This is a genomic window from Nonomuraea sp. NPDC049400 (assembly GCF_044466425.1).
GTDB lineage: Bacteria > Actinomycetota > Actinomycetes > Streptosporangiales > Streptosporangiaceae > Nonomuraea.
This window is the reverse complement of record NZ_JBITMP010000050.1, coordinates 1-19,594: the sequence shown is the minus strand read 5'-3', so window position 1 is coordinate 19,594 and position 19,594 is coordinate 1. Positions and strand designations below refer to the sequence as shown.

The 19,594-nt window shown below is 68.5% G+C and carries 25 protein-coding genes and 1 pseudogene; all 26 read right to left on the bottom strand.

The features are described from left to right. Positions 1-194 precede the first annotated feature (194 nt). The 26 genes and pseudogenes from ACIBVN_RS47710 to ACIBVN_RS47585 all read right to left on the bottom strand — a co-directional run bounded on the left by ACIBVN_RS47710 (position 195) and on the right by ACIBVN_RS47585 (position 18,968). Positions 195-518 (bottom strand): hypothetical protein, encoded by a 324-nt coding sequence (locus tag ACIBVN_RS47710; protein WP_397147266.1) that lies wholly within the window; start codon positions 516-518, stop codon positions 195-197. Between the two features lie 160 nt (positions 519-678). Continuing rightward, a complete protein-coding gene (locus ACIBVN_RS47705; RefSeq protein ID WP_397147264.1) occupies positions 679-1,095 on the bottom strand; it encodes a hypothetical protein in 417 nt (138 codons plus the stop codon). Positions 1,096-1,781: 686 nt separating this feature from the next. Then, a complete protein-coding gene (locus tag ACIBVN_RS47700) occupies positions 1,782-2,375 on the bottom strand; it encodes a hypothetical protein (protein WP_397147262.1) in 594 nt (197 codons plus the stop codon). Then, complete coding sequence (locus ACIBVN_RS47695) at positions 2,294-2,671, bottom strand: DUF6915 family protein (protein WP_397147424.1); 378 nt, start codon at positions 2,669-2,671, stop codon at positions 2,294-2,296. The genes ACIBVN_RS47700 and ACIBVN_RS47695 overlap by 82 nt, the downstream gene beginning before the upstream one ends. Beyond that, complete coding sequence (locus ACIBVN_RS47690; RefSeq protein WP_397147260.1) at positions 2,668-3,198, bottom strand: hypothetical protein; 531 nt, start codon at positions 3,196-3,198, stop codon at positions 2,668-2,670. The genes ACIBVN_RS47695 and ACIBVN_RS47690 overlap by 4 nt, the downstream gene beginning before the upstream one ends. Before the next feature lie 184 nt (positions 3,199-3,382). Beyond that, positions 3,383-4,380: pseudogene (locus ACIBVN_RS47685) on the bottom strand (IS5 family transposase). A 229-nt stretch (positions 4,381-4,609) separates the two neighbouring features. Next, positions 4,610-5,047, bottom strand: coding sequence for a hypothetical protein (locus ACIBVN_RS47680; RefSeq protein WP_397147258.1), 438 nt, complete (start codon positions 5,045-5,047; stop codon positions 4,610-4,612). Between the two features lie 71 nt (positions 5,048-5,118). Continuing rightward, positions 5,119-5,376, bottom strand: coding sequence for a hypothetical protein (locus tag ACIBVN_RS47675; protein WP_397147256.1), 258 nt, complete (start codon positions 5,374-5,376; stop codon positions 5,119-5,121). Positions 5,377-5,404: 28 nt separating this feature from the next. Then, the gene (locus ACIBVN_RS47670) at positions 5,405-5,977 is read right to left on the bottom strand and encodes a hypothetical protein (protein WP_397147254.1); all 573 of its coding nucleotides are present in this window, start codon (positions 5,975-5,977) and stop codon (positions 5,405-5,407) included. 51 nt (positions 5,978-6,028) lie between these two features. Further along, positions 6,029-6,751, bottom strand: a complete 723-nt coding sequence (locus ACIBVN_RS47665) for a hypothetical protein (RefSeq protein ID WP_397147252.1) — start codon at positions 6,749-6,751, stop codon at positions 6,029-6,031. 60 nt (positions 6,752-6,811) lie between these two features. Further along, the gene (locus ACIBVN_RS47660) at positions 6,812-7,609 is read right to left on the bottom strand and encodes a hypothetical protein (RefSeq protein WP_397147250.1); all 798 of its coding nucleotides are present in this window, start codon (positions 7,607-7,609) and stop codon (positions 6,812-6,814) included. Continuing rightward, positions 7,606-7,842 carry a hypothetical protein gene (locus ACIBVN_RS47655; protein WP_397147248.1) on the bottom strand — a complete coding sequence of 79 codons (237 nt, stop codon included), beginning with the start codon at positions 7,840-7,842 and terminating at the stop codon, positions 7,606-7,608. The genes ACIBVN_RS47660 and ACIBVN_RS47655 overlap by 4 nt, the downstream gene beginning before the upstream one ends. 226 nt (positions 7,843-8,068) lie before the next feature. Next, positions 8,069-9,286 (bottom strand): hypothetical protein, encoded by a 1,218-nt coding sequence (locus ACIBVN_RS47650; RefSeq protein WP_397147247.1) that lies wholly within the window; start codon positions 9,284-9,286, stop codon positions 8,069-8,071. 64 nt (positions 9,287-9,350) lie between these two features. Continuing rightward, positions 9,351-9,758: a hypothetical protein gene (locus tag ACIBVN_RS47645; protein ID WP_397147245.1), complete on the bottom strand. Its 408-nt coding sequence runs from the start codon at positions 9,756-9,758 to the stop codon at positions 9,351-9,353. Between the two features lie 171 nt (positions 9,759-9,929). Beyond that, positions 9,930-11,366, bottom strand: coding sequence for a hypothetical protein (locus ACIBVN_RS47640; protein WP_397147243.1), 1,437 nt, complete (start codon positions 11,364-11,366; stop codon positions 9,930-9,932). After that, complete coding sequence (locus ACIBVN_RS47635; RefSeq protein WP_397147241.1) at positions 11,359-12,183, bottom strand: hypothetical protein; 825 nt, start codon at positions 12,181-12,183, stop codon at positions 11,359-11,361. Before ACIBVN_RS47635 ends, ACIBVN_RS47640 begins: the two co-directional genes overlap by 8 nt. A 101-nt stretch (positions 12,184-12,284) precedes the next feature. After that, the gene (locus ACIBVN_RS47630) at positions 12,285-12,728 is read right to left on the bottom strand and encodes a hypothetical protein (RefSeq protein WP_397147240.1); all 444 of its coding nucleotides are present in this window, start codon (positions 12,726-12,728) and stop codon (positions 12,285-12,287) included. 65 nt (positions 12,729-12,793) lie between these two features. After that, complete coding sequence (locus ACIBVN_RS47625; RefSeq protein WP_397147238.1) at positions 12,794-13,489, bottom strand: hypothetical protein; 696 nt, start codon at positions 13,487-13,489, stop codon at positions 12,794-12,796. A gap of 94 nt (positions 13,490-13,583) precedes the next feature. Then, positions 13,584-14,704 (bottom strand): IS3 family transposase gene (locus tag ACIBVN_RS47620; RefSeq protein WP_397147422.1). Its coding sequence is split into 2 segments (ribosomal slippage): positions 13,584-14,491 and positions 14,491-14,704, totalling 1,122 coding nucleotides; the frame shifts between segments, so codons are not numbered across the junction. An 83-nt stretch (positions 14,705-14,787) separates the two neighbouring features. After that, on the bottom strand, positions 14,788-15,126 hold the full coding sequence (locus ACIBVN_RS47615; protein WP_397147236.1) for a hypothetical protein: 339 nt from the start codon (positions 15,124-15,126) through the stop codon (positions 14,788-14,790). A gap of 51 nt (positions 15,127-15,177) precedes the next feature. Further along, positions 15,178-16,296, bottom strand: a complete 1,119-nt coding sequence (locus ACIBVN_RS47610) for a hypothetical protein (RefSeq protein ID WP_397147234.1) — start codon at positions 16,294-16,296, stop codon at positions 15,178-15,180. Continuing rightward, positions 16,236-16,508, bottom strand: a complete 273-nt coding sequence (locus ACIBVN_RS47605) for a hypothetical protein (RefSeq protein ID WP_397147232.1) — start codon at positions 16,506-16,508, stop codon at positions 16,236-16,238. Before ACIBVN_RS47605 ends, ACIBVN_RS47610 begins: the two co-directional genes overlap by 61 nt. Before the next feature lie 124 nt (positions 16,509-16,632). Next, positions 16,633-16,887, bottom strand: coding sequence for a hypothetical protein (locus ACIBVN_RS47600; RefSeq protein ID WP_397147231.1), 255 nt, complete (start codon positions 16,885-16,887; stop codon positions 16,633-16,635). Between the two features lie 130 nt (positions 16,888-17,017). Continuing rightward, positions 17,018-17,830 (bottom strand): hypothetical protein, encoded by an 813-nt coding sequence (locus tag ACIBVN_RS47595; RefSeq protein ID WP_397147229.1) that lies wholly within the window; start codon positions 17,828-17,830, stop codon positions 17,018-17,020. 97 nt (positions 17,831-17,927) lie between these two features. Beyond that, positions 17,928-18,362, bottom strand: a complete 435-nt coding sequence (locus tag ACIBVN_RS47590; protein WP_397147227.1) for a hypothetical protein — start codon at positions 18,360-18,362, stop codon at positions 17,928-17,930. Between the two features lie 291 nt (positions 18,363-18,653). Continuing rightward, positions 18,654-18,968, bottom strand: coding sequence for a hypothetical protein (locus ACIBVN_RS47585; RefSeq protein WP_397147225.1), 315 nt, complete (start codon positions 18,966-18,968; stop codon positions 18,654-18,656). Positions 18,969-19,594 lie beyond the last annotated feature (626 nt).

The following is a 19,594-nucleotide window of genomic DNA, read 5'->3' as shown; positions in this document are numbered from 1 at the left end:
GTCGGCGGTGTTGAGCCGGCCGCAGTCGTAGCAGTGGAACGTTTCTGCCGTGCGCTGCCACTGGCCGTTCTCGTTCCAAATAGTCCAAATGTGCGAGCGGCCGGAAGCGCGCGAGTTCGGCCAGCCGTCCCGGCAGTTCCGGTCATTGGGCTAGGGGTTTGCTGCTTCCCTGCACGCCTCTGGCACCTTGTTCATTACTCGGTGCCCTCGTACTGGCCGCTCCGTCCGGTAACGGGGGTGAGGGTCAGGAACGGCTCGTCCGGCTTCTGGCTCACCCCGCCGCCGCAGAGCCGGATCACGCCGTCAGCATCAATCGAGACCTGCGCCGCCTTCGGCCACTCGATTGGCGACTCGCGTCCGCCAGCGGCCTGCGCCATGTAGAAGCGGTTGCTGGTAACGCGGGTGACGGCCCTGCGAGTCGTGCCGTAAGCGGGGTGGTCGGTGCGGGTGATGTAGTGGTTGGTGACGTCGTAGACCTGGCCCGGCTGGACCCGGCGCTTGATCTCCGCGAGCGTCATCTGGGCGTCCCTTCGTGTGTAGAGGTGCACATTGGTTCTCTGGCCGCGACGCGGTCGGAGGTCATGCCGGTTGATCTCAGGAAGTGTGGTGACTATCCCACCGGTTCCACCGCTGGCGCAGCTGGCGGCAGCCCTCGAGCGGGACGCGGCGGGCTTGGCATCAAGCACCGGACGCGCCCGTCTGAGGCTGGCCGGCCTGCTCACGGTGGGAACGCACCGCAAGAAGCATGCTGGCTGCGACGGCCTCGATGTCGTGGATCAGCTCTGAGGTCAGCTCGGTCTCCCACACGGTTTCATGGTGGGTTTTGTCAGCGCGGCGGGGCACATAGTATGCGCCTGCGAGTCCGGTGATCTTGTCCTGGTCGGTGCCGGCCCTATGGTCGATCGCGACGCCGACCGTGTAGCCGCTCCCGTAGCGGTCCTCGTTCTCCCCGAACAGCCATGGGAAGTAGGGGTGGCTGAAGTCGGCGCGGAGGCCCGGGATGGCTCGTACGCTGTTTCGGATCGCCGTGCGGAACGCCTCGGCGGTGATGCTCTTCAGGTCCTCGATGTCGAGTGGGCTGGTGGGGCGGCTCATGGGTCCGGTCTCTCGAGACTATGAGTGAAGGCGGGTGAGGTGGCAGACCGCCAAGGGCCGAACGGGCTGTTCAGGTGTGGTTCCGGCGGCATGCTCAGGGGGCGTGCGGGGCGCAGCGTGGCCCGCACGCGTAGGGGCGGGTGGGGGTGACCCCGCAGGGCCCTGGTCCCCAGCCGCACGGGCCCGTCAGCGGGGTGGCCGGGCGCGGCGGCGACGTAGTGACTGGCGGTGGGCCCGCGGGCGGCGGTGGCGCTCCTTCGGCGCGTCCTGAGCATCGGCAGCCGGGCTGCGTGCAGTGGCCAGACGCTTCCCGCCAGATCTGGTCGAAGATGCGGAGCCCCTGCGACCATTGGGTGTAGGTGCCGCGGCCGCCGGTGTGGCTGCCGTTGTCGTGCCCGCATCGGCCGCAGGGACGCTGCAGGTCAGCGGTTCCGGGTTCGGGCCACAGCGCGGGTCTTCTACCGCGTGAGGGGGTTCGTCGTCTCCCGGTCACCGTTGACGATCATCCGATTTCTTCGCGCTGGTCATAGGCGTTGGCGCGGTCTGGGCAGGGCGTGGGCCGGGTGGCGGGGTGGTTCAGGGACAGCCGCGCTCGCGCAGCGGACTGGAGGTGTGTGCGAGACCTTGCCACGTGTTCTCCGGTGGGGTGGTCCACCCGCCGCTCGGGTGGACCACCGGGTATTGCGTCAGTCGTGCTCGTATCCTGTGACCCGGATGGCGTACGGCGTGATCTCGACGGCGGCGTGGTCCCCGAAGGCCTCCAGCAGCACGTCGTCGAAGTGCCCGCCGCCGATCGCGTTCGACAGGGCGAGACAGCGGTCGTAGCGGGCTTCGTCGGGGCCCTCGTACGGCAGTTCCCGATAGGTGCGGGTCTCGCTGTTCCATATCCGGCGGCGTTGGCCGAGCGAGGGATTCTCACCGACCTCGAGCTCGTACAGGTATTCCTCGAGTTCGTCTACGTCTTCGACCTGCCGGTTTTGAGTGGTTCGAACCCACAGCGACCCGACGCCGAAGACGCACTCGTCTCCGTCGTTGAAGTACGGCGTGTACTGATGCCACCCGAAGGAGACGATCGAGGGGTCGTCGAGAAGCGCCTGCAGCAGCGGCTGCAGCTCCTCCAGCGGCTTCTGGGGCGTCCTGGAGCGGCTGCAGATGTCGCCTTCGACGGGAATACCGAGGAAGTTCTTAGCGGGGCTGCTTATGGGGCAGTCCTTTCCTGAGAGGGGGTGAGGTTGAGGACGGACAGCGGTCTGTCGCTGGTTTTCGGGCCGCTCATCCACGGCTTGATCGGCATGCCGTCGAAGTAATCCGTGGGCGAGGGAAGCCAGCCGAGGTCCTCGATGATGTGGCGCTCTGCGATCTCCCGGACGGGGATCTCCTTGCCGCAGACGGTGATCGTGACGCCGAACACCTTCTGACACAGCCACACGCCGAGGGTGTGGTGGTACATCGCCCGGTGTCGGACGTCTCCGACCACTTGCTTGCTGGAATCAAGGAACTCGTGGACGGGGAGGTAGTCGGCTGGCCGGCCTCCCCAGCGACGAGCGGAGGCCTTGGCGTGAAAGTAGGAGTTCAGGAGCCCACCTGGGTGAGGATGTGATGTCCGGCTTCGCCCATGCCAGCCGAACCGACCGTGAGCTCACATTGGGAGGACTGGCTCGGAGGCGGCACGGGGACCGGCTGGGCGGCGCGGGCCGAACGTTTGACGGGTTTGGCTGGACGGGTGCTCTGGCCACTGCTGGGGTCTGCGTATCGGCAGGTGACCCACTCGCTGTGATGTTGGCCGGTGCACTCGATCGTGGTGAGCACGCGGTTCTTGTTCGCGAGTTTGTCGCGAACCCATGTCTCGTGATCGTCGATGTGCGTCTTCTCCAGCGCTTCGTAGTGCTGGAGACGGTCGCCGAAGATGTCCTTGTCCGGAAATGCCTGTTTCCACATGCGGATGTACAAGCCGATGGCCGACTTCCTCAGCGTCGTGGCCTTGAAGGCATCGATCATTGCGCAGACCGCCTCGGCCGCGGTGCCGGGCCGGGTGTCCTCGCCGGCGATTACTCGGCTGAGCAGTTCGCGGCAGTGTGCTCGGTAGACGAATTCGGTGGTCATCCGGCGACGGGTGGCGCGGGAGTACTGCGGCTTGAGTAGGGAGAAGGCGTGGAAGAGAGCGTCTGCTTGCGCGGGGTGGCGTCTGCTGGCGGCGGCGATCTCCTCTTCTGCCCAATCGATCTGTTCGAGGCTGTCGTCGAGGTCGGATGCGGTGGCACTTAGAGCGTGTACGAAGTTCGGATCTTTAGGCTGGCCGGAGGCTTCGGATCCATAAGACGGCTCCGCGTAGGTGCAGGCCGGCCAGATAGCTGTCGGGCGTCTTGTCGAACCGGAAGGCCAGCCCACGCCACTCCTTCATCCGATTGACGCACCGTTCCACCGTGTTGCGCTCCTTGTAGAGCTCGGCATCATGACCGACCGGTCGGCCACCGCGGGAGCCGCGCTTCTTGCGGTTGGCCGCCTGGTCAGCCTTCTCCGGGATGACCGTCTTGATCCCGCGTCGGCGCAGGTAGGCGCGATTGCCGCGGGAGGAGTACGCCTTGTCGGCGGCCACCGCGCCCGGCCTGGTGCGCGGACGACCCACCGGCAGACGGATCCTGATGCGCTCCAGCACGGCGCGAAACTGCGGACTGTCTCCGGACTGACCGGCAGTGAGGACAAAGGACAGCGGACGGCATCGCCGGTCGGCCGCCAGATGCACCTTGCTGGTCAGACCGCCCCGCGAGCGGCCCAGCTTGGCCGCCTTCAGCCGGAACCGGTGCCGACGACGTACCCAACGTCGCCCGTCCCCGTCCCCGTTGCCACGCCCGTCGTCGCACGGGTCGCCGTCGCAGGCGTTTTGCCCCTTTGGCGCAGCCCCTTTTCCCGTTCGGCGGCCTCTTGCAGCGCTGCGGTCAGCTCGCCGTCCAAGACCATCCCGGCGGCATGATGGTGGGCGCGGGCGGTGGTGGAATCCACGCTGACCAGGTCGAGGTCGGCCTGCCCACGGGCCGCGGCTTCAGCGATCATCGCCTGCATCAGCTGCTCGAACACGCCGTTCAGCGCCCAGGAGCGGAACCGGTCGTAGGCGGTGGACCACGGCCCGTACTCAATGGGCAGGTCCCGCCACGGGCTGCCAGTACGAAACCGCCACATCACCGCATTGAACTGCTGCCGAAGGTCCGGAATCGGGCCCCGCTCACCCAGCGGCAAGTGAGGCTCGATCAAGGACCACTCCTCGTCGGTGAGGTCTCCACGCGCCATGTCGATGGCCTACCAGGATTGCCAACCGTGTCGCAGGCAATCCCTGTGATTTCAACTCCGTACAGGCTCTAGGAGGGGGTGGAGTTCCTCGGGACTGGACTTCAGGAGATCGGACAGCTTCTTCGCTGAGTTGCTGCTGATAGATGCTCCGTTCGTGCTGGGCGGCATGAGGCGGGGGAGAGGGAGGAGGTCTGGTGGGATACGCGGCCGGGCCGCGGCGTCGGCAGGTTTACGCCGACGGCCGGCGCGTCCCGGTTCGGCACAGGCGGCACCACGTGTCGCGCACCCATGAGGTGCAGTCCCAGCGATGTGTTCCGTGGTGGGTCAACAGGTGCAGCTGGAAGGCGTTGAGGGCACCGCGCTGGTGCAAGGCGCTCACGTCGGGGTCCGTTGGGGTGGAATGCGGCAGGTGGCACTCGACGTAGGCGTTACCGATCGCCCCCCAGCGCGGCCCTGCACCGACGAGCACGCCGGCGACGCGGAACTCCACCTGCGTGGCGCCGATCGTGACCTCGATACCGTCGATGGGCTCGTGGCAGCTCGACATGTGGCCCGGGCACGGTGCCGCCAAGCGCCCTGGCCAACCCCGGTGTGCGTTGATCGTGTCGATCGTCGTGACGACGCTCTCGGGCGTCTGGTCAAGGATGTGTGGAATCGATGACGTCATGACGGTTTCCGTTCGGGCGTGAACTGGGCGCGGCCGCAGACTTGCGATGGCACGGCCGCGCCGTGTGAACGTCAGCTGGAGCGCGGTGACGAGCCGGGCTCGGGTGTCCCACCTGTGCTCCGCTGGAAGAACCCCTGGTTGGAGCGGTACCAGGAGTTGTCACCGTCGTAGATGGTCAGCTCTTGCGGCATGTCTTCGGTTTGGATGTAGACGACCTGAAAGTGCGGGCGCGCCAGGGTCTCTCCGTGGACGACGAAGCCGCGCGGAGTCGGCGCTGCCTGGACGATGCGGAGCTCCCGCTCGCCGTACTCGTCAAACGTGATGGTCACGTGGGCTCCAGCGGCCGGGCGCACCTCATTACTCATCGGTGCCCCCTGACTTGGCCTTGTCGACCACCTCGCGAGCTGCGGCCAGGACTGCGGCCGCGGATGCCGCAGCGGCCAGGGTGCCGGACAGGTTCAGCGGGTCGACGTCATCTGCGGATCGGGCTTCCCGGTCGCCGGCGCGGGCGTCCTGCTGATCGCCGCCGTTCTCCTCATCGGCGAGGATCCCGGACTTGGTCAGGACCTCGTCCATGTAGGCCCGCTCGATCTGGCCCTGCCAGCAGGTGTGCTCGCTGACATGTTCGTCGTAACCGTCCAGGCGCCAGGCGATCAGGTCGTGCCACTCGTCATCGGTCAACGGCGCGGATCGGCCGTGGAACTCTTTCAGGCGGCTGTCGAACAGTTGCCGGTCCAGATAGTTGACCGCGACGTTGGCGTAGCGGGCCAAGGCCAGAACGGCGGCGGTGCCGTCGCCGTCGTGCCGGCGGACCAGCTCCGCGTGCACCGTGTCGACGTGGTCATGTGCGTGCGGCGTCGATGACGTCAGGTCGGCCTCCACTTCGAGGGGCTGGGCTCGGCGTGGCCCGGCCCTGCGATGTCGGGTCACGGCCGGCTACTGGGCGGAGCCGCTCCATGCGGATCAGTCAGACCTTGCAACTCAGTCGATCTTGATGAACCAGTGGGCGATGTCGTCAGCGAGCCAATACGACGTCGAGCAGCTTGAGCTGCCGGGATGCTCCAGGGTGACCCAGGTCCCTGCCGTGCCGTTCCGGGAGGTGTCCTTGATCTCGGTGACCCAGCCGATCGAGCCGCAGTCGCTGGCGGAGGCGTTCTTCATCAGCTGGTTGCCGATGCTGAGCGGAACCGTGATGCGCTCGCCGTCCCACGGCATGTATTCGACCTTGACGGTGGGGACGCCCGGCGTCTCCTCGCTGGCCCGCTCGCGCAGAATCCGCAGGATCTCGGCGCGGATCTTGGGGTATAGCGCACGCGACGGCGGTCGGGCGCACCGGGAGAACCGCCTGGCCAGCATGTCGTCGTCGGGCTCGGGGTGGCTGTGTCGTTCCGGGGTCTCGGCCAGGAACCTGGCGGCGAACCGGGTGACTCGCTGAGCCGTTCTGGCGGCGTCGCGCGGTGTGACGGGGACCGGGGCGGCCAGACGGTTGAGAGCGTCGCTGGCGACGAGGGACGTACGGCCGTCGTCCCACAGGACCGCCTGCAGCGCGTCGTGCGGGCCGGCCTGAATGCCGTACGTGGTTCCGGCGACGTCACCCTCGGCGCTGCGTAGCGCGACCCGGGTGCCGTCGGCGTAGAAGGTGCGGGCGGGCGCGGAAGCCGAGGCGGGGTAGGTCAGGTCGTCGAGGAGCGGCAAAACGCTCATGTGGTGAGCTGTTCCTTTCCTGGCGGCTGGGCGAGAGCCGCCGGCGTTGGGCGCCTGGGGTCAGTGCTGGGCGGCCAGGGCTACGAAGGTGGTGGGATCCCCGGCCGCCGGGTCGGGGTCTTCGGCTTGGGTGATGTGGCCGGTGAGCGGCTGGTATCCGTCCGCGCTGACCGGCGCGGTGACCCACACCTGCAGGTGCTGAGGGAACTGCTGCAGCCGCTGGATGAGTTCTCCGACCGTGACGCGCTCGGCCGCGGCGGGGTTGGCGTGTACCTGCAGGACACGGGTGACCAGCGCGATGCCGGGGCTCAGGAGGTCGATGATGTTGAGCGCGAGGCCGCTCTCGTGTTCCTCCCGCTCGGTGTAGGCGTCGATCGCTGAGGCGAGCTCGGCTGCGAAGTGGAACAGTTGAACGGTCCGGAGCGGATCACGGCTGGCGATCGCCCGGGCTACGTCCAGGGCGAGACCGGCGAGGTTCGGAGCGATCGTCTTGATGTCGGCGCTGAGGGCATGCCCGGCGCTGACATTGAGGTCGGCGCCAGCTGGATGCTCGAGGTTCCACGCAGGGGTGAGGCTGTCGATGGCGCCGGACAGCGTGGCAGCACGCCCGCTGAACGGATCCTGCGCGAGGAGGGTGCGGCTGCTGGCCGGTTGTGGATCAACCGATGGACAGGGGTGTGCGGCCGTTTGAGCGCCTGCTTCAGGTTGAGGGAGCTCGTCTTGTTCGCCGCGGCGGATGGCGGCCACGATGGTGGCGATGGCGTCTGGGATGCTCGAGGTGCCGATGGCCGCATCAAGCGCCTCGACGTCGCCGGGGGACAGCGGTCCCGCCCACTTCTCCAACTGTTCGTACGTCAAGGTGATCCCGGTGGGCGGCGCAGATGCGGAGGCAGGTCCGGTTCGGCGATCGGCGCCCACCAGTCCTGCGACATGTCCACGATCTCGTCGAAGGTTCTGTCGCCCAGGTCGGTGCGGGTGAAGCAGTAGCCGATTGTGTGATGTTCCTGATTGGCGCTGATATGCAGGCCGGCGTTATAGCGCCGGCGAGCCTCGTGCGTCGCGATGCGTTCGATGGGGCCGGTCCAGGCCATGATCAGCTCCTGGTGTGGGTCGTGTGCGAGTTCCGCGGGGACACTGCGATGAGGGCAGGTGGGTGGCCAGCAGAGGTGAGGCAGCGCTCGCCGCTGGCGGGTTGTCCCGGTCCGCGCCGGGCGACTGCTCAGGACGGCGACGGGTGCTGGGCTTGGCCGCCGGTACGGCGGGTGAGTCATCTCGCCGTACGGGTGGCGCGACACCCCGCACCTGCAGGTGAGGCGGTTAGGTCGGCGGGTGGCCGCGGGCTTCACTTTCGAGGCGCAGACGAAAGCTTGGCCACACGTTTGGGCCGGGTCTGTTCAGCGACTCGGCGTCCAGTCGCTCAGCTTGCTCGGCAGCTGCCAACGCCTGGGCGAGCTCGCCACGACAGGCGGCGGTCTTGGCTTGCGCGATGAGGTCGCCGATCTGGCGGTCATGTGCCTGGTAGCGGCGGCGTTCATCCTCCTGATGGTCAAGTTCTCGCTCGAGGGCAAGGTGCTGCTGGTAGGCGTGATCAGCGAGGTTGATGGCACGGATCACCGTACGGACGGCCGGCCACCGGGCGGCCAGATCCGGGTGGCCCCAGGCGATGTCGGGAGCGGCCTGTTTCAGCGCCTCGGCGTAGGCTTCGGCGTGTTTCACCTGCCAGAAGGTGCGGCCTTCAGCGAGGTTGAGGCCGCTTCCCGGATCGGCGACCGTCCAGGGCCGGTTGTAGTAGTTCGGGCCGGTGCGATGCAGCAGGAACCTGCCGTGCTCTGCCAGGGCGCTGCTTTCGGGGTGCCAGGAGCAGGCGTTGCGTACGTCACGGGCCTGCTCGGCATAACGTGCGTCGTCGGCGTAGTCGCCGCCGACTTTCAGATGGTTGAGGATCTGCTCGATGTCGCCGAACCGAACCAGACGCAACGGCATGGCCCGCACGATGGGTGGCCGCGCCCCGAGGTGGTCGTTGCCGATGAGTTGTTCGGCCAGTTGCTGCCACGGCTTGGTCTGTTCGCTCGGCAGCGGCCAGCCGTCGGCGCTGCATCGGTGGGCGCGTGCCTCGGCGTAGTCGAGCGCGCCGCGTAGTTCCTCTCCGGACAGGCGGGGCGCCCGGGACCCGACAGCTGCGCGGGCGGCTTCGATCCCCGACCGGTAGTCGTAGCCGGGGTCGGGCAGCTGGTGAGTTCGCCGGGCGCACCCGACGACGGCCAAGCGCACGGCATCGCTGGCGGCAAGATCTGCGCCGGTCTCTGTGCTGCGATCCGCGCGCCCACGGACGCAGACAGCAACCTGATCGAGGATCTCCGGGGCGCTGTCGGCCGGAACGGCCAGCGCGATCTGCTTCCAGAGTCCGTCCAGGACATGGTCCTCGTACCGATGCAGCAGCGAGACGAAGACAGCAGCGGCCGCTGCTGGGATACCGAAACCGAAGGCCGCCTCACGAACGAGTGCGCCCAGGAGGGCACGGCGTCGGTGCGGCACGTCGACAGATGGCGGCACAACCCCGGGTAGCGAGAGGTTATGCGCTCCTATCCGGCGGATGGTGCTATTCCTCATAGGCCAGGAGCGCGGCCAGGACTTCCTCACACATGCGGCCGCCCGCATCGTTCCAGTTCATCAGCCATTTCTGCGCTGACAAATTGTCCTGCTCATCGCGGCCGAGCTTCTCAGCGAGCACGTCGAGAGTGCGGTCCACCGCCCTGTAGCGGGCTGCAGCGGCCGGGTCGGCGTGCTGGACGCGGGCGCGGGCGCCCGGCATCATCGCCTCGGGCGGAAGGCCCGCGGCCCGGGAGATGGCCTCGACGAGGCACACCTTGCCCTGATGGGGCGGGCCATGACTACTGACGTAGTGCATTTGGGTCCAGCCGAGGCGACGCAGGATGCCGTGAGCCTCGCGGCAGATGTCCTCCGGCTCGAGCTCGGGTGCGGCGCTCTGCGGGGAGGGCCACGCCATGATCAACCTTCTTTCGTGTGTGGGTGGTGAACGCGAGGGTTCAGGACGGGCAGGCGCCGGATCATCGGCCGCCGCCCGGCCGGCCAGGCAGCCAGCTGGGCCCGTGCTTGTCGTGTCGTCACGGAGCGCGTTCGCTGCCCGCCACCTCGCCGTCGAGTGCGGCGGCTCTGATCACCTGCGGCGGCGCCGCCCAGAGCCTTGGCGGCGTTCCAGGTCGCTCCGCAACTGGTCGCGGACGGCCGCCCACCTGCTGGCCCGTTCGTCCTTGTCGGGCAATGCTGAGGCCAGATAGTCGGCCCACGCTGCGCAGGTGCCGTCGGCGTAGTCGATGGCCCCTCGCAGCTGCGCCACGCCGAGAGAGGCGACGTCGACGGTCTCGCCGTCACGCATCTGCCGCGCGATGCCCGCGCCGGCCACGTAGTCCGGAGGCGGATCGGGCAGCCCACGCCGCCGCCGCTCCGCGGCGATGGCCCCCACTTCGATGACGCCTTCCGCAAAGACCAAGGTGTCTTTGCCGGATGGTGTGCCGATCCGGAGCTTGCGGATCTCCGCGACTGCTTGTGGCCGTATGTCCAAGGCCGCGCGGGCGGCGAAGGCCAGCCGGTTCAGCTCGGGCTCGGGAATCTTCCACAGCTCGCGGAAGCGGACACGGGCGTCCCTGGCGATGTAGGAGGCGAACAGTCCGTCCAGTTGAGCCGCCATCCCCTCAACAGCCTCAGACTGGAACCCGAACATGCGCCCGGCCTGGGTGATGCTCTCCCGGGTGGGGGCCGCATGCTCCATCACCTCGTCCCGCTTGAACAGCACCCGGCGCTCGAACTCGGAGCCGCGCCAGACATCAGTCGCCAGCGGGCCTTCGCGGCCGTCGGTGGTGCGCCAGGTCGCTCCCGGCTCGAACGCCCAGTCGATGCCCAGGCTTCCGCTCCATTCACTGGCCTTGTTGAACTTCGGCGGGGCCTTGAGCGTGCCGCGAATGATGACGCTGGTGTACTGCTCGCTCGGCGGGTCGGACCCGCCGAGCAGGGCGCCGTTCGTCCAGCCCTTCAGGCCGCGCCGGCTGTCGCTGATGTGGGAGTCCAGCTCGATCTGGTCTCCGGCAACCAGCTCCTGGGCGTCGCCGATCCGGTGGCCGCCCTCGGCCGCCCGCCGCTGGAACGCCGCCTTCGCTTCCCGGCTCTTGCGCTGCTCTCGTGCCATCTCCGCGATGGGCGTCTGGTCGCGGCCGTGGTCGATGTCGTGCTGGCCCATGACGTCGATCACGACATGTCGCCAGGTCAGGCCATCGGCGCTACGCCAGTCCTTCACGGCGTTCTGAAGGTCAGCGGACGCCCAGGCAGGCGGGTTGCCGTCACCGTCTCGTATCGCTTCGAGCTTGGCGGCGATCTCCAGCGCTTCCCTCTTCGTCCGCAACTTCAGGTACTGCGCGGTCACCGTCAACGCGGCGGCAGGCGCCAGCACCACCCAGGTTCCCTTGGACTTGAACAGTGCCAGCTGGCCCGACGGCGTCAGCGCCAGCGTCTTGTTCTCGGCCAGCCGCTCGAGGAACTCGCGCCGGTCGGCGTCAGCGTCCAACGATGACCGGCGCAGGTGCTCCCGAAGCTCATTCACACTGCCGAACACACGAAACCTCCACGTCGATGGACTCGTCATCAGGGGGCGGCGGCTCCTGGCCGGGCAGCGGCATACCCCCGCCCGCGCGCCGCCGCCGTTCGGTCAGCACGTCCAGGACCTCATCGAGCGGGTAGAGGCCGGTCAGCCAGTGATCCGGGTGATCCCAGAACTCCTGCGCCCGCGTCTTCAGCAGGTCGCCCACGTCGATCGCGTCCGTACAGGAGGCGAAGTCCACACGCGGCACCAGCGCCTGCCCGCTCGCGGACAAGTGCAGATTCCATCTGCCGTTGTCGCTTCGCCGTGTTGCGATGAACGAGCCGCCGCCCGCCAGCGCGGCTTCGTCGAGTTCGTCTGCCAGCGCGCGGGCGCGGTCGCTGGCCCGGCTGTACGACAGGACCGCGGGCGAGTCGCCGCCGGCGGCCAGATGCTGACGCACCTGCTCCACGCTGTGGAAGCGATGGCCCGTCGGGTGACCGCCGTGCGGCAGGGCTGCCCGCCACCTCAGGTAGGCGTCGCGGCCGACGGCTCGTAACCGTCCGGCGAATGTGTGCGCGCCCGGCTCACCCGGATCGTTCAGCGACCGTCGCCGCTTGTGGGTGGCGTCCCAGAGGGAGGCGGCGAACCGGTCGAAGGCGGCGATGACCTCGTGCGGGTCGGAGTCGCCGTCGATGGCATCGGCCAGGTCGGTGGCTGCTTGCTTGATCCAGGCGCGGCCCTCCTGCAGCCGGCACCGATCGCGCACCGGCCTCCACGGGGTGCCCTGGGCGATCTTGCGTAGCCGGGCCACGGCCTGGGCCAGGTCAGGATCGCGCACTGTGGGGGAAGGCAGATCTGCGGCGGCTCTGCGTTCGTTCCGCGGGCAGGGGCCGCCCTCGCGAGCTTCCCGCGGAACCGGTGCCAGGGTAGGTTGCGGCGTCACTCGGCATCGGCCTTGTCCGCCTCGGCGGGCTCATGCCGCTCATCTCGGCGGATCGCGGCCACGATGGTGGCGACCGCGTCAGGGATGCTCGAGTTCGCCATCGCCTCGTGCAGCGTCTCCAGCTCGTCGGTGGTGAGCGGTCCCGCCCAGCTCTCCAGCTGCTCTCGCGTCAAGACGATGCCGGCACGGTCGCGCAGATGCGGCGGAAGGTCCACCGCGGCGATCGGCGCCCACCAGAACAGCACGCTGGGCCGCCGCGTGTCCCTCGAGATGTCCATGATCTCGTCGAAGGGCTTATGGCTCATGTCGTCGCGGGTGAAGCAGCAGCCGACCGTGTAGCGGTCGTTGCGATCATGGTTGACGCCGATGTGCAGCCCGGCGTCATAGCGCCGGCGGGCCTCCCGCAGCGGGATGCGTTCGAGTGGGCCAGTCCAGGCCATGATCACTCCTGGTGTCGAGGATGTCAGAGGTGCCAGCGGGTGAAGCAGGCCCGCTGGCGGCTTTGTCATTCGCCGTTTTCCAGGTCACGCCTGGCGTAGTTGTGCTCGCCGTCATGCCAGGCGAGGGTCGCGGCGCTGACTCCGGTAGGCGGGCCGATCCAGCTGGCCGGCAGTCCCGGGAAGTGCGGGGTGTCCGGGTCGTCGGGGCGGCCGTTGAGCCACAGCCACAGGTCGCCCGCGAGCTCGCGCAGGTGGCCGTCGTCACCTTCGACGTAGAAGTTGGACTCGCCGCCGCAGCTCCAGCGGTCGCGCTCGTTCCACACGCACACCACGCGGACGCCGGTCGCCTGGCTGATCCGGCCGAGGATGTCGTTGACGCGGTCGTCGTCGTAGCCGTCGGCCATGCGGCAGCGCAACGTGCCGAGGGCGTGGCCGGGGCGGGGCTCCTCGGGCTCGCAGCGGACGAGCAGGTCTCGGGCTCCGTCCTCGCCGCACGACTCGATCATGAAGCTGACCTGGTCGTGCAGGCCTCCGTTGTTGGTGTCCGGGGCCGGCTCGCTGGCCAGGTCGTGCACGGAGTCGTCGAGATCTTCAGAGGTGATGCCGGCCTGTTCGGCCCAATCGACGAATGCCTGCACCGTGGCCGGGCTGATGATGCCGGTCAGGATGTCCAGCGCCCGGGTTAGGTCGAGCCACCGATCGCCGCACTCGATGATCTTGCCTGTGGTGGGGTGGACGTCGGTCGTGAACGGCTCCCACACGGCCCGGTTGCTCCACTTCAGGTTGGAGCAGTAGGGCTCGGTCGTCTCGTTGAGGGGCCACGGAGATTCCGGACAGCCGTCTTATGGGCGTAGCCTATGCGGCTGCTTGGATTGAAAGGGACTCGTTGAGCACTTCCAGGGGTGGCCGGTAGCCGAGCGCCGAGTGCAGGCGCCGGTGGTTGTAGAACCCTTCGATGTAACGGATGACCTGCCGTTTCGCTTTGGCCCGGGTGGTGAAGACGAAGCGGTGTAGCCATTCGTTCTTGATCGCGGAGAAGAACGACTCGGCCATCGCGTTGTCGTAGCAGACCCCGGTGCGGCCGACCGAGCGGCGGATCCGCAAGCCGGTCAGGAAGCGGCCGAACTCATCACTGGTGTAGTTCGAGCCGCGGTCGGTGTGGAACACGGCGCCGGGCTGCAGCAGGCTGGTGCCGGCGGCCATCCGGATTGCGTCCTTGACCAGCTCGGTGCGGTAGTGATCGGCCATCGCCCAGCCCAGCACCGCCTTGCTGTGGCAGTCGATCACCGTGGCCAGGTAGAGGAAGCCCTCCCAGGTGCGCACGTAGGTGATGTCGCCGACCAGCTTGGTGCCCGGCCGTTCGGCGGTGAAGTCACGGCCGACCAGATCGGGGATGCCGCGAAAGTCGCCCTGCACGGTGGTGGCCGGACGGAACGCCCGCACCTGAGCCGGGACCAGGCCCTGCTCCCGCATCAGGGCGCGGACCAACTCGGCCGAGCAGTGCTCACCGCGACGAGCCAGGGCGGCGTGCACCCGCCGGTAGCCGTAGGTCTCGTGCGAGCCGGCGAAGATCTCGGCGACCAGCGCGGCCAGCAGCGCACGGCGTTGCGCGGTGGCCGAGGCCGGCCGCTCACGCCACTCGTAGAAGCCCGAGCGGGACACGCCCAGCCAGGCGCACATCTTCACGATCGAATGACAGGCCTTCTCCGCGTCGATCAGCTCGTACTTGGCGAGCGTCATCGAGTCTCGGACGCGAAGAAGGCGGCCGCTTTTTTCAAGAAGATCAACTTCTCGCGCAGCTCGGCGTTCTCCCGCTCCAACTCCCGGATCCGCGCCCGCTCCGGCCCCGAGACCGGCGGCCGCTCCTCCTGCGCGCTCGCGATCCGATGCCGGTTCACCCAGCTGCCCAGGGTGCTGGCGTTGATGTCGAACTCGCGCGCCACCGACGCGACCGTCCGCTCGCCCTCCAGCACCATGCGGATGGCTTCTTCCTTGAACTCCGGCGAGAACTGCCTACGACGCCTCGTCACGTACCTACCTCTTCCAGACTTCTGTCAGCTTATGTAGCCGACTGTCCGGAATCTGGTGGGCGCCTCACGTCCAGAAGGTCGTCTGGCGGCAGAGGGCTGAATATGCCGCCGAACACGCCGACGCCGTCGGGCTCCTGCTCGGGGAGTTGGCCCAGGAGTTCACCGGCGGCGTTGTAGTAGCCCGCCGGCACGACGTGGATGGCGTAATCGTTCCACGACAGGCCGAGTGTCACCGCTTCGGGGAAGGTGGCGCGCACGTGGTGCGCGATGGCGGCCAGGGACAGCAGGCACACCCGTTTGTCGAGGCGTTCGACCTCATATCGCAGGCGGGTCAGGGCAGCGTCAATCGCCGCAACGTCGGTGGTCACATATCTCCCGCGATAGGAAGCGATCAGGTGGGGTGGGCGATCTCGATGGCCTCAGGCAGCGCGACGGCGGTCCCGCAGGCGCCGCAGACGATGCGCTCGGTCTCGAAATCCGCGGCGCCGCAGTCGGCAGTCAGCCGCGTTCGGTTTTCGAACGTGAGGGGGGTGATGCGGAACCCGACGTCGTGTTCCCACGAAGCGGTTGCGCTGCCAGCACGCAGGGCAGATGAGCCCCTCCTCGTCGAGGACCGCTGTGGGAAGCTCAGCGAGTTCGGCGGCCAGGGCGCGGCGGACGTTGATCCACCTCTGACGCGTGGTGCCGCGGGCCTGTTTGGTGTACTGGCCGACGAGTTGGACCGCGCGGTCGAGACGGCCGCGCAGCTCTCGCGCGTGCTCGTTGGCCTGCTGCGCTACCCGGAGCGAGGCCTCGGCCTGCTGACGTAGTTGCTGGGTGAGGTCGGCGCCGTCGCCGGCGGCCGGGTGTTCCCCGGTCACGGGCGGCAGCAGGTCGTCGGGGAGGGGCACGTTGTCGGGCAGCAGGTCAAAGGAGAAGACGACCGCCTCCGCTTTGCTGCCCTTCGTGCGCAGCGCGGCGAGCTGCTGGCGTACGTTCGCTCGGTGGACGGCCTGGTCGACGATGTGGCCGCGGGCGGCCGCGAGCGGACCGCGGACCTTCCCGGCAAGCTGCAGTTCGGCCTCGACGGCCGCGTCCTGCCAGGTGGCGTACCCGCGTGCGACATTGCACCCGGAAAAACGCCAGCGGCGGATGCCGTCGACGGAGATGGTGTGGAACCGGACCAGCTTCCCGTCGATCCGGGTGAAGTGCACGCTGGCGTGCGCGCTCAGCTTCTTCGCCAGCGGAGTGGCCTCTACCCACGCCTGGCTGGCGCCGTCGGTCAGGGCGTGGGGGACAGGAATCCAGTGGGGGAGCGGTTGGGCGGGCAGGTGACGAAGCTCGTGGTGGATGTGGCGGGCGAGAGCGACGGCGTTGTCGCGCAGCCAGCATCCGGCGACGTAGGCGTCGTCAGCAGGCAGGTGGTCGACAGGGACAGCGTGGCCACGTCCGTCGACCCATTGGCGATCTTGGTTGAGCAGCGTGAAGTAGAAGCCGGTCAGGGCTGCACCTTTCCAGTGGAAGGCGGCGGGGTGGGTGCCGCGGTCAGCAGGTCGCACGAGAAGCGGGGGTCGTCGGAGGGCCACAGCACGATGCACGACCTGCTGCCGGGGCGGCTGCGGCCAGCCACTTCGCTGGCGCTCGGATGCCTGCCAGCGACGAAATGAGCGAACACCTCGACGCCGATCACGGGCGCGAATCCGTTGCCTTCGGCGTCGGTCGCGGTGACCACCAGCGCGTCGGAGGGGTGACTCATGGCGATGCGGCGCAAGTCGCCCCACGTCAGGGCCTTCGGCAGCCCCGATTCGACGGGAATCCGGTGGACGATGCTGACCTCGCCGGTGAACTCGGCGCGCGCCCGCAGCGCTGTAGCGAGCGGGGTCGTGGCGATCCACTCACGGGGGTTCGCCCGGATGAGGCGGCGTTCGGTGGACGTGCGCGGCCACCAGGTAGCCCGCGCCGTCCGGGGCCGGGGTGCGCATCGCGTGGGAGCACAGCGCGCGGGCAGCCAGGCCGGCGTGGTGTTCCATCACCTGCAGGGCGTGGGTGGCCTCCACGGGGTGGAGCAGGTCGACCTCAGTGGTGTCGGCAGGGACGCGGGGGTGAAACCACACGTCGCTTCGCAGCCAGCTGATCCAGTCCACAGTCATGCGGCTCCTTGTGGGGCAGAGGGTGTCTTCCGCAGGAAAGGGAGAGGGGCGCAGGATCTGCCGCCTCCCCCTGGTGGCCTCGGCGCCGTCCGGCCTGGACTCGCCACGGGGGTGCGCTGCGGCGCGGCGATCACGCGGCGGCCACGCGGCCACGATCGGCCAGGTCTGAGACCCAGTCGGCAGCCCAGCGGGGGCAGTTGCGGCAGTCACCGGGGTGGGGACAGTCGCGGTGCGCCCGAAGACGTTGCCGGCGCGCGGCGTAGAAGCATGCGCCGGAGTCGACCGACACCAGGCTCTTGCGCGCTTCCTCGTATTCCAGCGCCGTCGTTTTCAGGCCGAATCCGTGCAGGCGGATACCGTCGCGGGCCAGCTTTTCGATGACGAGCGCCATCTGGAAGAAGCTGAGCATGCTGCCCGAGCGCTTGCACAGCGAGCCCATGCCGACCAGGGAATGCGCGGCCAGATCCACGCCGGCCTCAGCCCACATCTCCCGGTGGCGGAGGTACTCCCCTGAGGTGCGGCCTTGCAAAACCGGCATCCACGGTACGCGGGGCGCCAGCGAACGTAGGCGCAGATAGGACTCGATCGTCCACTCCTGGTGCGCCCGCACGTAGTCCGGTAGAAACCGCACCGGTCCCCGGAGGGCGATGATGCGCGCTTCGGTGGCGGCGAGGACCTCATCCTCAGTCGGCCAGTCCTGCACGGCCGCGGCCTTGAGCCGGCCGATGCGGCGCATCCACCGGTCGGCCTCGGCGGCGTACTGCTCGGCCGGGATGACCCAGGTGCCGTTGCGCTGCAGATGTTGGTAGGCGTCGCTGTCGAGAATCCATCCGCGCCGCGCCCTGGGCAGCTTGCGCACCAGGCGGGCGAGCCGGTCGCGGGTGACGAGTTGCGGGAAGTCCTGAGTGGCGAGCCAGGACGGTTCGGGAGAGCTGATGTGCATGAGGGGAGCGATGCCGGGCCCGGGGTCGGGCGGGGCGATCCACTCCTCCGGGGGCAGGTCGAGTCCCTGCCCGTCGTTCTTGAGGCTGGTTGACAGGTCACGGATCCGATCGGCTCGGCCGTGTCGCGGCTCGCAGGCGGTGCACCTCCGCCAGCAGTTCGCTGACGTACTGGGGGGCGTCCCTGATCCAGCGCGCGAGCGGATTGTCGATGTCGCGGACGGTGTCGGGGTCGTAGGCGGTACGGCTGACGGCCAGGTCCCGGGCCGGGCGCAGGACGGCGTACTTCTCGTCTGGCTGCTGGTCGCGGAAGGTGAGATCGGCGTGGACGGGGATCCCGGCGGCGTCTTCGGCGGGCTCGCCCGCGCTGTCCAGTGGCCGTTCGGCGCCGAGCAGGTACAGCCAGCCGGAATGGCCGGTGACCAGCAGGGCGCCGGTGCGTCGGTCGCCGATCCACTGCCAGGGCGGCGCGGGCACGGCGTGCAGTGCGGACTCGATGTGCTGCAGGCGGTCGCCGGTCATGGGCTCACTCATGGGCACCGCGCGCCTACGGCTGTCGCGGGCGCGGCGGTGGTGCGCACGGTCGTGTGATGTATCGGGGTCCTCCCATAGACGGAGGTTGGCGAGGCGACGCGGCCGCGTCGGTGTGTGTTGTGCTGGACGAGGCGGCCGAGAGGGATGGCGGGCCCGGACGCCTGCGAAGGGATGCATCCGTGGAGAAGAGCGTCCGGATCCGGCGTGCCGTCGAGCGCCAGCCGGTGGGTTCCGGGGATCAGATGGGGTGCGGCTCCCGCGCGGCGCGGCGGCGAAGAGGCGGAGGATGCTTCATCTGGAGGCCCAGCCCACGAAGAGCCAGCTGACTGGGCTGCCGTTCTCTCCCTTGATGGGGATCGCTCCGGCTGGCCCCCACTTGTCGAGGATCCGCGGGTTGTCCGCCCTGAGGAGCTGGTCGGCGAGTGCTGTCGCTTCGGTTTCGGGCATGGGCTCGCTGGCGACGATGACGAAGTCGTCCTTTTCAGCGATGGTTCCGGTGTATCCGCGGTGGCCGTAGTCGTATCTGGCCTGTTCGACCGCAGCGTCGAACGCTTCCTTGGCTGTTGCGCCTTGCTGCGGCCCGGTGGTGAAGGGTGTGGCTCCCAAAGGGTTCTTTCTGTGAGAGGGCTTTCGGCCCTACGCCGCCCGCGTCTGGGCGCGCCGTGGCACTGGGGCGGGTAGCCGGGGCCGGGAGGGGAAGAAGGCGAGGCTTGGCGGTCAGGGCGTGTCGTCGAGCACGACACGTCCGAAGGTTGATCGCGGCGGGCAGCAGGTGCCGTCAGTTGAACACCCGTTAGCGCACCAGGTGCACCGCTCGCAGGCGGCTGCCGCCGTGGCGGAGCATGCGCCGGGGGCACAGGTGCAGCAGGGTGGTCGATGCTGCGTATCGAGGGCGGGGCACCCGGGATGGGTGAAGACGCAGGCGTGGATGCCGAGTGCGGTGATACCCCCGGGCTGGTAGGCGGCAGCGGCAAATCCTCGCGCGAGCGCGGCCAGCACACCTGAGGGTTTGCCGCCAGGGGTGGGGAACATGAGCCGGTCGGAGCGTTCGGCGATGGTCTGAGAGCATTCGGTGGCGATCGCCTGGCGTTCGGCGAAGCTTATGGTGCGCATTTCGTGGATCGCTTTGGGGACAAGGGGCCTTCCCCCACGGAAGTGGACACGCGGTGGGGTATGTCATGCGGCCAGTGTCAGGCTAGTCGATCTTTGCTGGTGTAGGTGCTCGTAGGCGA

Coding starts and splice junctions, on each gene's coding strand:
- ACIBVN_RS47705 (WP_397147264.1), bottom strand. CDS start 1,095: ATGAGCCGCCCCACCAGCCCACTCGACATCGAGGACCTGAAGAGCATC.
- ACIBVN_RS47645 (WP_397147245.1), bottom strand. CDS start 9,758: ATGGCGTGGCCCTCCCCGCAGAGCGCCGCACCCGAGCTCGAGCCGGAG.
- ACIBVN_RS47665 (WP_397147252.1), bottom strand. CDS start 6,751: ATGAGCGTTTTGCCGCTCCTCGACGACCTGACCTACCCCGCCTCGGCT.
- ACIBVN_RS47690 (WP_397147260.1), bottom strand. CDS start 3,198: ATGACCACCGAATTCGTCTACCGAGCACACTGCCGCGAACTGCTCAGC.
- ACIBVN_RS47680 (WP_397147258.1), bottom strand. CDS start 5,047: ATGACGTCATCGATTCCACACATCCTTGACCAGACGCCCGAGAGCGTC.
- ACIBVN_RS47595 (WP_397147229.1), bottom strand. CDS start 17,830: ATGCACATCAGCTCTCCCGAACCGTCCTGGCTCGCCACTCAGGACTTC.
- ACIBVN_RS47630 (WP_397147240.1), bottom strand. CDS start 12,728: ATGGCCTGGACTGGCCCACTCGAACGCATCCCGCTGCGGGAGGCCCGC.
- ACIBVN_RS47655 (WP_397147248.1), bottom strand. CDS start 7,842: ATGGCCTGGACCGGCCCCATCGAACGCATCGCGACGCACGAGGCTCGC.
- ACIBVN_RS47590 (WP_397147227.1), bottom strand. CDS start 18,362: ATGAGTGAGCCCATGACCGGCGACCGCCTGCAGCACATCGAGTCCGCA.
- ACIBVN_RS47710 (WP_397147266.1), bottom strand. CDS start 518: ATGACGCTCGCGGAGATCAAGCGCCGGGTCCAGCCGGGCCAGGTCTAC.
- ACIBVN_RS47600 (WP_397147231.1), bottom strand. CDS start 16,887: ATGACTGTGGACTGGATCAGCTGGCTGCGAAGCGACGTGTGGTTTCAC.